This is a genomic window from Streptomyces sp. B1866, assembly GCF_031932565.1.
GTDB lineage: Bacteria > Actinomycetota > Actinomycetes > Streptomycetales > Streptomycetaceae > Streptomyces.
In genome coordinates, this window is the sequence record NZ_JAVSCF010000174.1 from 1 (window position 1) to 13,946 (window position 13,946).

Here is a 13,946-nt window from a genome sequence, read left to right on the forward strand (position 1 = left end):
CGGGCACCGCCGCCCGCGCCCTCGCGAGCGCCGTCGCGCCCCTGCGCCCCGATGCGCCCCCGGGCGTCGTCGCGCCCCCGCGCGCGCTCCGTCGTGGCGCCCGTGGCGCCGCCCGTGGCGCCGCCCGTGGCGTCACCACCCGCCGTGTCCACCGCGCTGTGCATTTCCTAGCCCTTCGAGTGCGCGGGCGGCGGTACCCGCCGACTGCCCGTGTGCTGGAAAGGGGATTGTGCCGTATCCCACAGGGATACCGCGCGCCCCGTCCGGCCCGCGGAACACCGGTCGGCGGCGGAGCCGTGGCCCGTCGGCAACCGGCCGGACGCCCAACCCGACGTCGGCGGCGGCCCGTTGGCGAGGGCCGCACCCCGCCGGACATTCCAGACGGCTCCCGCGCAGAAACCCTCATCGGGTCACATGCTGATAAACAACGGAGGACCACCGCACGGCAGGAGGGCCGGAAGGGCGCACGGCGGTCGCGGTGGCCGCCCGCCCGGCCGGCGGGGTCACTCCCATTCGATGGTGCCCGGCGGCTTGCTGGTCACGTCCAGCACCACGCGGTTGACCTCGTCCACCTCGTTGGTGATCCGGGTGGAGATGCGCTCCAGCACCTCGTACGGCAGGCGCGACCAGTCGGCCGTCATCGCGTCCTCGGACGACACCGGCCGCAGCACGATCGGGTGGCCGTACGTACGGCCGTCGCCCTGCACGCCCACGCTGCGCACGTCGGCGAGCAGCACCACCGGGCACTGCCAGATGTCGCGGTCGAGGCCGGCCGCGGTCAGCTCCTCGCGGGCGATGGCGTCGGCCTCGCGCAGCAGGTCCAGGCGCTCCCGGGTGACCTCGCCGACGATGCGGATGCCCAGGCCGGGGCCGGGGAAGGGCTGGCGGTGGACGATCTCGTCCGGCAGGCCCAGCTCCTGGCCGACCATCCGCACCTCGTCCTTGAACAGCCGCCGCAGCGGCTCGACCAGCTGGAACTCCAGGTCCTCGGGCAGGCCGCCGACGTTGTGGTGGGACTTGATGTTGGCGGTGCCGGTGCCGCCGCCGGACTCCACCACGTCCGGGTAGAGGGTGCCCTGCACCAGGAACTCCACCGGCTCCCCCGACGCGCCCGCCGCGGCCACCAGCTCGGCCTGGGCCTGCTCGAAGACGCGGATGAACTCCCGGCCGATGATCTTCCGCTTCTGCTCGGGGTCGGACACCCCGGCCAGCGCGGCCAGGAACCGCTCCTCGGCGTCCACGACCTTCAGCCGTACGCCCGTGGCGGCCACGAAGTCCTTCTCGACCTGCTCGGACTCGCCCTTGCGCATCAGGCCGTGGTCCACGTACACGCAGGTGAGCCGGTCGCCGATGGCCCGCTGCACGAGAGCGGCGGCCACGGCCGAGTCCACGCCGCCGGACAGGCCGCAGATCGCCCGCCTGTCGCCGACCTGCGCGCGGACAGCGGCGATGGACTCCTCCACCACGTTGGCGGTGGTCCAGGTGGGCTGGAGGCCGGCGCCCCGGTAGAGGAAGTGTTCGAGCAGCTGCTGGCCGTGGGTGGTGTGCATCACCTCGGGGTGGTGCTGCACCCCGTACAGGCTCCGCGCGTCGCACTCGAAGGCGGCGACCGGCACCTGGCTGGTGGACGCGGTGACCGTGAAGCCCTCGGGCGCGGCCGAGCACGCGTCGCCGTGCGACATCCACACCTGCTGCCGCGCCGGAGTGCCCTCGAAGAGGGTGGACGCGGGCTTGGTGACGGTCAGGTCCGTACGCCCGTACTCGCGCGCGCCGGTGTTGTCGACCGTGCCGCCGAGCGTGACGGCCATGAGCTGGAAGCCGTAGCACAGGCCGAGGACCGGCACGCCCGCCTCGAACAGCGCGCGGTCCATGCGGGGCGCGCCCTCGGCGTACACGGACGACGGGCCGCCGGAGAGGATGATCGCCTTCGGCTTGCGGGCGAGGATCTCGGCCACCGGCGTGGTGGACGGCACGATCTCGCTGTAGACCCGGGCCTCGCGGACGCGGCGGGCGATGAGCTGGGCGTACTGCGCGCCGAAGTCGACGACCAGGACGGTGTCCGGGGTGGCTGCGGGGGACGCGGGGGGCGCTGCGGGCACTGGCACGGGCCTTCCGGCTTCCGAGGGGCTTGCGTGGACTTGCGTGGGTTGCGGGCTTGTGTGAGGTGCTTGCGGGGGCTGGGCGAGTACGGGACGGACCTTGCCGCTCCGCGCCCTGGCGGCCTCGCGGAGCCGGCCTCGCGGAGCGCCTGGTGCTCCGCGGGACCCCGCGGGGCTTCCCGGGTCGTCCGGGAGCGGCCCGGAGCGATCCGGCCTGGCAGCCAGGGACGAGTCGATTCTACGGGCCCGCTCCCGCAGACCGTGACCTGCCCGGAAGCGCCTCGTTGTGCTTGGTGGCCGCGCCGGCCAGGCGCGCGCCACGGCGGAACGTTCGCTCCCCCAGCCCGGCGGACCGACGGTTCCCGTACGGCCGGACGCGGCGGTACGGGCCCGGAGGCACGGCGGCGGGCGGCCGCGGCGGGCCCGACCGCGCCGGTCGGCCGGTGTCTGGTCGGCGGTCGGCCGGTGGCCGGAAACCGTCGGCGCACGAGTCGCGGCCCGCGCGCTGCCCCTCCGGGCGGCACGCGCCGCGAGTCCCGCGCCGACGGCCCGGCCCGGCGGCGCGACCGGGCAGGCCCGGGGCCGCGTACCGCCCTCTCCGCTCCCAGCGGCAGAGGGCGGGGAAGGCGGCGCCGACCCGGCCTCCGGGACGGCGGGAGCGACGGCGGGAACCGGCCTCCCGTAATCCCGTCGAAACAGTTGCGCCGGGTGTGGCATATCCACCACGATGCAGCAAGAGACGGAGAGCGTCGCAGGTAGCGGCCTCATCGCCTCCCGATGTCGGCTTTCCGCGCCCGGCCTGCCCGGGCGGCCGGTCCGCCGACGCGGACCCCGAAGCCAGCGGCGCTCCCCCCGGTGCCGCTTATCAGCGCCGGCGCTGCCCTGACGCCGGTGCTGACCGCCGAGGGCCCCGCGGGACGTCCCACTCCCCGTTCGGACGTCCCCGGGGCCCTTCTGCTGCCGCCGCTCCCCCGTCCTGCCCGTCCTGGGCCGTCCGCGCTCCGGGGCGCGGAGCCCGCGGCCCCGGGCCCCGGCCCGATCCGGCCCGGCCCGACCGGCCCGCCCCGATCCCGGCCCGGCCGTGCGCGCGGCGGGCGGGATGGCATAACTCACGGGACGTATACCGGGGTTTGTACACAACCCTTGCGGCGTCTCGACGGTCTCCCATGCGCAACCCCGGCCGAGTCGCGCTCTTGCCGCGACGGCCTTTCCCATTCCACCGCGTGCCGCCCACCAGGTGTGGCGGCGCCTACGGACCAGAGGTCTTCATGCAGCTTCGCCGCGCCTTGGCGACCGTCGCCGCGACGGCCGCCATCGCCCCAGCCGCCCTCCTCGCCGCGCCCGCCGCCCACGCGACGGACGGGCCGTCGACCGGGCCCAGCACAGCGGCGCCCTCCGCCAGCCCCGCCACGCAGTCCCCGGTCCCGGCCTCTCCCTCCGCGTCGGCGACCCCGGACACGAGCCCGTCGGCCTCCGCCACGCCGTCCGCCACGCCCAGCCAGAAGCCGTCCGGCCACCCGTCCGCGTCGGCGTCGCCGACGGCCACGCCCGGCAGGGAGTGCACCGGCGAGGAGGGCGACGGCTACATCGAGGACCCGGACCTCACCACCACGCTGTCGGGCCTGCCGTCCAAGGTCGTCGCGGGCAGCGGCTTCCACTCCTTCACCTTCCGCGTGAAGAACAGCTCTGACCGCTCCTACCAGCGGGTGGACTTCGGCGTCTTCGCGGCAACCGCGCGCTCGGAGGACGACGAGCCCACCGGCCGGTACCTGACCCTTCAGTACCGGGACCCGGACACCGGCGCGTGGCGCGCCGTCTCCACCGGTGACGACGACCCGGACCAGGGCTACATCGGCTACACCGACGTCCGCCCGCACGAAACGCTCACCCTGGACCTGCGCCTGAAGGTCGCCGCGAGCGCGCCGACCGGCGTCGGGTTCGCGATATCCGTCGGCGTGTACGCGGACGGCAAGGGCAACTGCGTCTACTCGACCGGCGACTATTACGAGTTCACGGTGCTGAAGGCCGGTACGAAGCCGGGCGACGTGCCGGGCGCGAAGCCGCAGGGCGGCAAGAAGCCGCTGCCCGCCAAGCCGCAGGGCAACACCAGGATCGACCCGGACGGCTCGCTGGCCGAGACCGGCTCCGCCTCCCAGCTGCCGATGATCGCCACGGTCGGCGGCGTGGCCGTGGTGGCCGGTGCGGGGGCGGTCTTCGTGGTGCGGCGGCGCAGGGCGGGGGCCGGGGCGGCCTAACGCCCCTCTCTGACCAGGGGCTTCCTCCCCCACCCCGCCCCTCCCCGCTACCGGGGCTCCGCCCCGGACCCGGTGGCCGGGGGCGGGGGTTTCCTCCCCGCCCCGCCCCCATCCCGAAGCTCGGAAGTACGTGTTCTGGCACGGTAGCGCCTGATCAGGGCATGGCGAAGCCCCGCCCATCTGCCACGGGGGCGAGCAGACGGACGGGGCGGTCAGGGGGCCGTCAGCGCAGACGGCGGAGCGGCATGGTCTGGTCAGCTTCGTACGCGACGAAGTAGGGGCGGATCAGGGGCGTGGTGATCAGGGGCGGGTCCTCGGGGCCCGGTGGCGCGTCTCCGGGGTCGTCCGGAGGTGGGCCGTCGTCCTGGTGGCCGGTGCTCGCGGGCGGCTCGTGCGTGTCGGGCCACGGGGCGTGTGCCACCAGGTAGGCCCAGGAATGCCGACCGGGCGGGCGCGGCTGGAACAGGCCGCGTGCCCACTTCGCGATGCACGCAAGGGCGCCCATGGTGCTCCTTGTCTCGTCTGGCATGTGGTGGCCCCGCCCACCGGGGGAGTGAGCGGACGAGCGGGGCGCGGTGGGGGGCCGACGCGTGCCGACCAACCGTGTCGGCTCCCGTGTCCCTCACCGCCTAGGAGGGGCGGCGGCGCCCGGTGCGCGGTTCCGGCCGCGCGACCACGGGCGGCAGGGCGGGGGTCCGAGCGGCGCTCACTCGGCCCGCGCGCGCCCTGCCGGGGGACGGCTTGCCGCTCCGGCCGGAGCCGGAACGGGGCTGTCAGTTGCCGATGCGCGCCCCGCATTTCCTGCATTTGATCCAGTTGCCGCTGGGGCTGATTTCCCAGTCGTGGTCACAGTCGGCTTTAGACATGATCTCTCCTTGTGGTCTTGAGGCACCCGGGGCAGTTCACGGGGCGGTGCCATTCGGTCGTCTCTCCGGAGGCGCCGCACGCAGGGTGCCCGTCCCGCACCCGGTGCACGGTCTCCACGTCGTCTCCGACCGTCACGGTCCAGCCGTCGGGCGGCGGGACGACGGGGACCGGGTCGCCCTCCGCGACGGGCGGAGTGGACATCACGGCAGGCCCGGCGCCGAGCTTTTGGCGGAAGCGTTGGATCAGCTGTGCCTTGCGGTCCCGCTGGCGCAGCGCGTCCTCACCGTCATGGCGGCGGGCCGCCGTGGTCTTGCCCTTGCGTTTGGTCTGGCGGACTTCGATCGGTCCACTCACGAGCGGTTCCTTTCGATGTGCCCCGCCTGCCAGATGAGAAGGGGGATCATCCGGTGCAGGCGAGGGGTTTACATGTTGCCGGGTGAAGGCGGCGGAGAGCAGGAATCCCACTGTCGCCGATGCGGCGAATTCGAGCACGCCGACGATGCATCGGCCGATCATCAGGAGCGGTTGTCCTTCGGGGCCATGACCGCGCGGTCAACCCACGTCCTGAGCAGTTCGTCATGGCCCGGGTTGTTTTGCAGGTGCTTGCGCGCCCACTCCACGCAGTCGTCTTCGCTGCCGACGAATCCGCTCGATGCCGTGCATCCGGGGGCGGCGCAGGAGAACGCGCGGTGCACGGCGTGGGTGTCGTCGTGCTTGATCACGTAGTTCACGAAACGGTAGACCTTTTTCACGGTCGCCCCCACCGGCTCCGGTGGTTCACCTCAGCCACCCGGGCGCGCAGCGCCTCACTGTCAGTCGGCGCCCGGAATTCCGTCGTGTCCCACAGCTCCCGACCGCCAGGCTCTTTGAGCGTCAGCGTCCTGTCTTTTTCGTCCCACGCGCGGGCGATTCCAAGTCGCTTACCGTGTTGGGTATCCACCACCACGTCACCCGGGCCGGGGATGTATTCGGTTCCGCTCATAGCTGGCCGACCGTCCTTCGGGTCGCAAGCGTCACGGACCTTCCCCTGTTGTCGCGGGGGTAGCCCCTGACGGTCAGCGTGGAAGCCGACTTCTCCGGCGTGTCGGCAGGCTCTTCGGCCGCCTGTTCGTCGCCCATTGGCGCCCCTCACCCTCCCTCGGTCCGTCGTCGGTAGCGAGCGGGACTCGACTCTCCGCCCCATCACTGCCGAGGACGACCCCTGGCCTGGTGGAATGGTGGCCGTGGTGGCGGCAGAAAATCCCCACCGGTTGGGGAGTTCGCAGGTCAGACAGACCAATAGTGGGTATACGAACACCAGAACGCATGACCACGCACCCGTAGCATGAGTGAGAGGACGGCAGACGCGCAGGTGGGGGGCATCCCGTGGCAGACAAGCACTACCGGAGTCGCAGGGCAGCCGTGACGGCCCTCTCCGCCAGGTTACGGGCGGAGGGCTGGACATGGGGTGCCATCGCGGGCCGCATCCAGCGTGAGGAGAAGGTCAACGCCCGTACGGCTATGAGGCTTGCCCGAGGATGGACTCAAAGAGAAGTCGCAGACCGCTGGAACGAGCGCTTCCCAAACAGCGAACACCCAATGATGGCTAAAAAATTGTCGTATTGGGAAGCCTGGCCCGCGAAGTCTGGCCGTGAGCCGAGCCTCACTGACCTCGGCCACCTGGCCGAAATCTATGAGTGCCAGGTGAAAGACCTTATTGACAGTGACCTGCCTGAAGAACAGACAGCAGTGACTCAACCGGGGCGCCTGAGCGAATTGCAGCCAGGGACTACCTCACTCAATAACGCCATGCCGATGCCGGTGCTGTCATCGGTAGACACAACCGAGTTGGCACAACACATCGAGGCCATAAGCCTTACGGAGCTTGCGCAAGCAGTGCTTGCGTGGACACAACGAGGTTATCCGGAAATGCATCGCAGAGACCTTCTCAAGAAACTCAGCGCAGCACTCACCATGGCCGCCGCTGCCCCACTATTCAACATAACAGAAGCGGATGCGCGGGAACGCCTTAGCGGGGTAACCGGAGACCCAGCGCGCCTTGATGGACTCACCCTAACGCAAGCCGAAGAGGCACTTCCGCAATATCGCAAACAAGGCGATTTGCTCGGCCCGCACGTCGCTTTGCACATCGCGCTGGCTCAGCGAGAAGTAATCGGATCATTTGTCGCTCACGCGCCTGACGATCTCAAGCCACGGGTGCTGTCAGTTTACGCCGAGCTGAGTCAAATTGTTGGTTGGCAATTTTTCGATCTCGGGGATTACCGGTCAGCACAGTACTACTATGACGACGCTCGGACGGCAGCCCACGACGCCGAAAACGTCGAACTGGTTTCGTATGTGCTGTGCACTATGAGTCAAATGGCCACTTGGCAAGGGAAACCCCGAGTTGGAATCGATCACGCTGCCGCTGCCCAGATCTGGGCAGAGCAAAGTGACAGTTGGGCAGCGCGCGGCTACGCGGCGGATGTTGCCGCCCAAGCTTATGCGGCGAATGGCGACGAGGTACGGGCTCGCCGGGCATTGGACGACGAGCGAGCCGCGCACGAAGCCTTGCGTACTAATGGTGGCCCGCTGGCTTCGTGGTGGTATTTCTACGACGAGTCCTTTTACTGGACCACTCGAAGTGCTTGCAGCCTACGGCTCGATGCGCCGGACGACGCCATGCATTCAATCGAAAAGAGACTGCTACTAGTAGACAAAAGCAATCTCCGCGACTATGCACTATCCTTGGCGAAGCTGGCTTCTGTGCACACCCTGAATGGGGATGTAGAGCAAGCCGGGGAGACGATCCGCACTATCGCCAAAATCTCGACAGTTCATCAGTCGCCTAAAATCTCCGGGCGCATCCGAGATCTTCGCGCCGAACTGGAGCCGTGGAAAGCGACTCAGTCAGTCCGAGAACTGGACGACGCCTTGCGGGCCTACGGCGTGCGCGGCGCCTGAGGGCCCGTTCCTCGCCGGGACGGCAAGGGGGACGCTCACCGCTCTGCGCCCCGTACAGCGCCTCTCAGCGGGCGCGGCGGCCGCCACAGCACGGAAGGCCCGGAACCCGCCCCTGGTGGGGCAGGCTCCGGGCCTTCTCGTCCGCTGGCAGCTCTGCCGTCAGCCCCGCGTCCTGGTCAGTGACGGCTCAGGGAGCGGGGGTCGCAGAGACGGCAATCAGTTCGGGGGCGCTCTTACGCCTCAGTGCGTCAGCTATTGGCGACGTTCGTGAGGCGTGCGGCGGCGCGACCGCCGAACAGTGCGATTCCGCAGTAGGCCCGCCCCGCCGTCCGAGGCCCGAAGACAACGGCCCCGCTTACGGGAAGGCGGCGGCGGGCCCCGCCGGAAACCACCAGGACCGGGGTCCAGGGGCGCCGGCCCCGGCGGGGGCCGGGGGCGGAGCCTCCGGTTCGGGAAGGGGCGGGGAGGGGAAGGAACCCCCGCCCCGCCGCCCTGAGCCGACGGGCCACCGGTCAGGGCCTCCGGTCAGGGCTCCCGTCAGGGGCGCGTGCCCGGTCGCCAGAGCCCCAGAGGGGCCGAACTCAGCCCAGCCGGAGGGCCTTCAGCGCCTTCAGGCCCCGGTTCATCAGCGCCGCGTACTGCTCGGCCGACAGGCCGAACGACGGCCCCAGCGGGACCAGCCGCTGCCGGGCCACCGTCTGCGCCTCGGTGAACTTCAGGATGCCCTCCGAGCCGTGGCGGCGGCCCAGGCCCGAGTCGCCCATGCCGCCCATCGGGGAGGCGACGCTGCCGTAGGCCGCGCCGTAGCCCTCGTTGATGTTGACCGTTCCGGCGCGCAGCCGGGAGGCGACCGCGTGGCCGCGGCGGGGGTTCTTGGTCCACACGCTGGCGTTCAGGCCGTACGGCGTGGCGTTGGCGCGCTCGACGGCCTCGTCCTCGTCCGAGAAGCGGTAGACCGACACCACCGGGCCGAACGTCTCCTCCGTGCACACGGACATCGGCGGCTCGACGCCGTCGAGGATGGTGGGCTCGTAGTAGTACGGGCCGATGTCGGGCCGGGGGCGGCCGCCCGCCAGGACGCGGGCGCCCTTGGCGACGGCCTCCTCGACGTGCCGGGTGACGGTGTCGAGCTGCCGCTGGGAGACGAGGGAGCCCATGTCGGAGCTGTACTCCAGAGGCGTGCCGAGGCGCAGCGCGCGCGTGCGGGCGGCGAAGCGCTCCAGGAAGGCGTCGGCGATCGACTCGTGGACGTACAGCCGCTCGATGGACACGCACAGCTGGCCCGCGGAGGCGAAGCACGCGCGGACGGCGCCCTCGGCGGTGCGGTCGAGGTCGGCGTCGCGCAGCACCAGCATGGCGTTCTTGCCGCCGAGTTCGAGGGAGGCGGGCACCAGGCGGGCGGCGGCGGCCTGGGCGACGCCGCGGCCGGTGGCGGTGGAGCCGGTGAAGGACACGTAGTCGGCGTGGGCGACGACGGCCGGGCCGACGACGGGACCCTCGCCGATCACGACCTGCCACACTCCGGCCGGCAGGCCCGCCTCGACGGCCAGTTCGCGCGCCCACAGGGCGGTGAGCGCGGTGCCGGTGTCCGGCTTCATGACGACGGCGTTGCCCGCGGCGAAGGCGGGCAGCGCGTCGCCGACGGAGAGTTCCAGCGGGTAGTTCCAGGGCACGATCTGGCCGACGACGCCGCGCGGCTGGCGCAGTTCGGTGACCTTGGTGATGGCGGGCATGACGCCCTGGTGGCTCTTGGGGCGCAGGTAGCCGGGCCCCCTGCGGCCGTAGTGGCGGGCGGCGAGCGCGACGACCTGCACCTCCTCGTAGGCGTGCAGGCGGCTCTTGCCGGTCTCCAGCTGGATGATGTCGAGCACCTCCGCCTGCCGGCGCAGCAGCAGGTCGTGCAGGCGCAGCAGGACGGCCGCGCGGCGGCGCGGCGGGGTGGCGGCCCACGCGCGCTGGGCCTCGCGGGCGCGCTCGAAGGCGGTGGCGACGTCCTCCGGCGTGGATTCGGGCAGGTCGGCGAGGGTCTCGCCGGTGACCGGGGTGTGGCTTGCGGTGCTGCCGCTGCCGACGACGTCACGCGTGAGCCGCGCGACGAGTTCGGGGGTGACGACGTCGGCGGCGGTGCGGGGGCCCTTCGGGGCCACGGGGTTGCCTTCGGGGACTCGTCCGGTGTCCTGTGCGTCCGTCATGGGGGGAGCGTAGGGCGGGACGGGCTGTTTGTGTACCCAGCGGTAACCAGATGTCGCAGGTCCCACACTATTCCGCCAGCGTTTGCTGGCCTGATCGGGTGGCCGCGGGCGGCCCGGCCCGGCTCGGCCTGGCCTGGCCTGGCGGTCCGGGCGTCCGGGGCCGGGCCGTCCGGGGCCGGGGATTCCGGGCCGTACGTCCCAGGGCGCGCGGCCCCGCCCGAAGGCCGGCGCCCCGCCGTCACGGCTCGCGGATCTCCAGGTGCCGCACGACCTCCCCGTACAGCCGGTCGCCGTCCTTCCGCGCCTCGCCCTGCGCGGGCATGGTGATGTTCAGCCGCCAGTAGGCCTTACGCGCGGCGTCCACGTAGACGTGGTCGCGCTGGCGGTAGCCGATGTCGTCGTCCCCGGACGCCCCGTACTCGTGGTAGTCGGTGATCACGTCGGCCGCCGGCCGGCCCTGCTGCTCCGACTCAGTGACCGTGCTGCGCACGCTGTCGGCGGCCATGGTGGATTCGGCGCCGTCCTCGTAGTACTTCTTCCACTCGGCGGCCTCCTGCCGCGCGGTGCCCACCGTGTTGTCGTCGCTGACCCGCTCCAGGTAGACGGTGAACACGCCGCTGGGGTCGTGGAAGGTCAGCGAGTAGCCGTCGGAGCCCACCACGCGCCGGTAGTCCTCGGGCAGCGCCAGGGACGCCTTGACGATCTCGGGCTCCTCGCGGACCGTCCAGTGCGCGGGCAGGCCGCCCTCGTCGGCGAACGGGTCGGCGAGCACGAGGCCCAGGACGGCCGCGAGCGCGGCCACCACGCCGACGGCCGCCAGCCGGGCCCGGCGCCCGCCGGGGCCGCGCAGGCGCGCCAGGCCCCGCGCACCGCCGGAACCGCCGTAACCGCCGAGCGGCAGGGCCGTGGGCGCCGGGCGCGGCCTGGCCACCGCCTCCAGCGTCTCCCGCGCCTCCGCGGCCGTGGGCCGGGCGGCCGGGTCCTTGCGCAGCAGCTGCATGACGAGCATGCCGAGCGCCCCGGCGCCCCGCGCGGGCACCTGCGGCTCGGCCGAGAGCACCGCCTGGAGCGTCGCCGGGGTGTGCGAGCGGCGGAACGGGGACATGCCCTCCACCGCCGCGTACAGCACCACGCCCAGCGACCACAGGTCGGACTCCGGGCCCGGCCGCTGGCCCAGCACCCGCTCGGGCGCGATGAACTCCGGCGAGCCGACGAACGCCCCGGTCTCAGTGAGCCCCTGCTCGCCCTCGACCTGCGCGATGCCGAAGTCGGTGAGCACCACCCGGTCGTCGCGGCCGAGCAGGACGTTGTCGGGCTTGACGTCGCGGTGCAGCACGCCCGCCTCGTGGGCGGCCGTCAGTGCGCCGAGCACCGCCAGGCCGATACGCGCCGCCTCGCGCGGGTCGAGCGTTCCCTCGGCGAGCCGGTCGCCGAGCGAGTGGCCGCGCACCAGCTCCATCACCAGCCACGGCCGCCCGTCCTCCACGACCACGTCGTGCACGGTGACGACCGAGGGGTGGTCGATACGGGCCGCCGCGCGCGCCTCGCGCCGCATCCGCTGGAACAGGGTGGCCCGGTCGCGCTCGCCGAGGTGGTCGGGCACGCGCGGCTCCTTGACGGCCACCTCGCGGTCCACGACCTCGTCGTGCGCCCGCCAGACGGTGCCCATGCCGCCGTGCCCGAGCCGGGCGACGAGCCGGTACCGGCCGCCCACCAGCCGCCCCGCGTCGGGCTCGGGCTCGTGCCCGGGTCCGGCGGAGGGGTGCGCCGCCGCGGGGGCGCGAGCGGGNACCGGCCGCCCACCAGCCGCCCCGCGTCGGGCTCGGGCTCGTGCCCGGGTCCGGCGGAGGGGTGCGCCGCCGCGGGGGCGCGAGCGGGGCCGTCCGGGGCCGGGCGGTGCTGCGCGGGGGTGTTCTGGACCGGGGTGTTCTGGACCGGGTGGTGGACCTCGGTGGCGGCGTGCGGGGACTCCGGCCGGGCCGGCCCGCCGTGGCCGTGCGCGTCCGGGGGCCCGTACGAGCCGTACGGCGCGGCCGGGGCCGCCTGGGACGGGACGGGAGGCACCTGCGGGACGTGGGGCGCCTGCGGGGCGGGCGCCGCCCCGGGCGGCACGGCGGCCGTCCCGGGCGGAGGAGACGGCGCGGGCGGCGCGGGAGCCGTAGGCGGCGCCGACGGCGCGTTCGGCGGTGCGAGGCCGTAGCTGGTGGGCTCGTTCGCCCGTCCCCCGTCGTTCGTCATGGCCCCATCATTACCGTCCAGAACGCGCCAACCGCCACCGGCCGCGGCTTCCCATGGCTTCTCGTGACAAAGCCGTTGCCGAGGTCGAGCGGCCCCAGCCTCGCTCAGCCCGCCGCCTTCCACGTCCGCGTGTCGGTCAGCAGCTTGCGCAGCTCCGGGTCGCGGACCGCCGTGGTGCGGTCCGTGGCCCGGGCGGTGACGGTGTGGGTGCGCCCGTCGGCCGGGACGCCGAGGCCTTCGGGGGTCACGGTCGTCTGCCCGTGCGCGCCGGTGACTTCCGTGCCGTCGACGTACCAGGCCACGGTGGCGGACGGCGGGAAGCCGACGGTGACGCGCGTCCCGCGCGGGAGGACGGTGTCCGTGCCGGTCGCGCTGCTCAGCACGCTGGCGTGCCGGTAGAAGCCGGCGATCATCGCCTCGCGGCCGGGCAGGCTGAACTCGCGGCCCAGGGTCCGCATGATCGAGTTCTCGGTGGGGCGGTACAGGCCCCTGGGGTAGTAGCGGCCGCCCTCGTACGCGCCCACGGTGCCGCCGTCGGGCGAGGTCTCGCCGATCCAGCGGTACCACTTCGCCCGCCGCGCGGTCTGCTCGGCGGCGGTCAGCGTGGAGGCGTTGGGCTCGACGGGCTCGGCGCCGGTGTACGTGCCGTAGTCGGCGTACGCGTACTCGTCGGCGAGCTTGCCGAGCGAGTGGCCCGTCTCGTGGACGGCGATCTGGTCGGAGTCGGGGTGGTCGGACGCGGCGGTGGCGATGCCGTCATAGCCGACCGGCGAGCCGGTCATGTAGCCCGCGCCGCCGTACTTGGCCGAGTTCGACAGGACGATCACCAGGTCGGCCTCCGGGGCCTTGGCCGCGTAGGTCTCCACCTTGCCGGTGTCGACGCACAGCAGCCGCTCCAGGCCGTCGCACCAGAAGTACGAGCCGAGGGCGGTGTCCCTGACCACGTCCTTGCCCGGGTCGCCGGAGACGCCGGACTGGCGGGAGACGGCGTCCACGGCCCACACGTTGAACAGGCTCCGGTACGTCGCGTACGGCTCGACCGCCGAGACCTCCTGCCACTTGGCGCGCGCGTCGGCGTGGAAGTCGTCCTGCTGGGCGGAGGTGTAGCCGTCGCCGATGACGACGACGTCGACCTTGTCGGCGGTCGGGCCGCTGCTCACGATCGGGGTCACGGCGCCGTCGGCGGCCGCCGCGGCGGCGGACAGCGGGCGGGCGGCGCGGTCCAGGCGGGCCGGGGCGGCGGCGGGCACCCGGGTGCGGTGCGGGTGGCCGCCCGGCCCGGTGAAGTACTCGACCGGCACGGTGTCCCCCTGGGCGCCCGCCCCGGCGGCCGGAGCCGGGGCCGCCGCCGG

At 72.8% G+C, this 13,946-nt stretch carries 10 protein-coding genes; 2 read left to right on the plus strand and 8 right to left on the minus strand.

The features are described 5' to 3' along the window. Positions 1-503: 503 nt before the first annotated feature. On the minus strand, positions 504-2,099 hold the full coding sequence (guaA, locus tag RKE29_RS20835; RefSeq protein WP_312007020.1) for a glutamine-hydrolyzing GMP synthase: 1,596 nt from the start codon (positions 2,097-2,099) through the stop codon (positions 504-506). 1,268 nt (positions 2,100-3,367) lie between these two features. Between guaA and RKE29_RS20840 the strand changes: the two genes are divergently transcribed. Continuing rightward, complete coding sequence (locus RKE29_RS20840; protein ID WP_312007021.1) at positions 3,368-4,354, plus strand: LAETG motif-containing sortase-dependent surface protein; 987 nt, start codon at positions 3,368-3,370, stop codon at positions 4,352-4,354. Positions 4,355-4,577: 223 nt separating this feature from the next. On the opposite strand, the gene RKE29_RS20845 is transcribed toward RKE29_RS20840, so the two are convergent. The 4 genes from RKE29_RS20845 to RKE29_RS20860 all read right to left on the minus strand — a co-directional run bounded on the left by RKE29_RS20845 (position 4,578) and on the right by RKE29_RS20860 (position 6,203). Next, positions 4,578-4,859: a hypothetical protein gene (locus RKE29_RS20845; RefSeq protein WP_312007023.1), complete on the minus strand. Its 282-nt coding sequence runs from the start codon at positions 4,857-4,859 to the stop codon at positions 4,578-4,580. A gap of 353 nt (positions 4,860-5,212) precedes the next feature. After that, the gene (locus tag RKE29_RS20850; RefSeq protein WP_312007024.1) at positions 5,213-5,575 is read right to left on the minus strand and encodes a hypothetical protein; all 363 of its coding nucleotides are present in this window, start codon (positions 5,573-5,575) and stop codon (positions 5,213-5,215) included. 161 nt (positions 5,576-5,736) lie between these two features. Beyond that, on the minus strand, positions 5,737-5,952 hold the full coding sequence (locus RKE29_RS20855; protein ID WP_312007025.1) for a hypothetical protein: 216 nt from the start codon (positions 5,950-5,952) through the stop codon (positions 5,737-5,739). A 17-nt stretch (positions 5,953-5,969) separates the two neighbouring features. Next, complete coding sequence (locus RKE29_RS20860; protein ID WP_312007026.1) at positions 5,970-6,203, minus strand: hypothetical protein; 234 nt, start codon at positions 6,201-6,203, stop codon at positions 5,970-5,972. Positions 6,204-6,586: 383 nt separating this feature from the next. Here RKE29_RS20860 and RKE29_RS20865 point away from each other — a divergent pair, with 383 nt between their 5' ends. Continuing rightward, complete coding sequence (locus RKE29_RS20865) at positions 6,587-8,164, plus strand: hypothetical protein (RefSeq protein WP_312007027.1); 1,578 nt, start codon at positions 6,587-6,589, stop codon at positions 8,162-8,164. 581 nt (positions 8,165-8,745) lie between these two features. Here the strand turns inward: RKE29_RS20865 and RKE29_RS20870 are convergent. From RKE29_RS20870 to RKE29_RS20880, 3 genes are all read right to left on the minus strand, one after another. After that, the gene (locus RKE29_RS20870; protein ID WP_312007028.1) at positions 8,746-10,356 is read right to left on the minus strand and encodes a succinic semialdehyde dehydrogenase; all 1,611 of its coding nucleotides are present in this window, start codon (positions 10,354-10,356) and stop codon (positions 8,746-8,748) included. A gap of 238 nt (positions 10,357-10,594) precedes the next feature. Next, positions 10,595-12,073 (minus strand): serine/threonine-protein kinase, encoded by a 1,479-nt coding sequence (locus RKE29_RS20875; RefSeq protein ID WP_312007030.1) that lies wholly within the window; start codon positions 12,071-12,073, stop codon positions 10,595-10,597. A gap of 625 nt (positions 12,074-12,698) precedes the next feature. Further along, positions 12,699-13,946: M64 family metallopeptidase (locus tag RKE29_RS20880; RefSeq protein ID WP_312007029.1), on the minus strand; the 1,248-nt coding region annotated here is incomplete at its 5' end.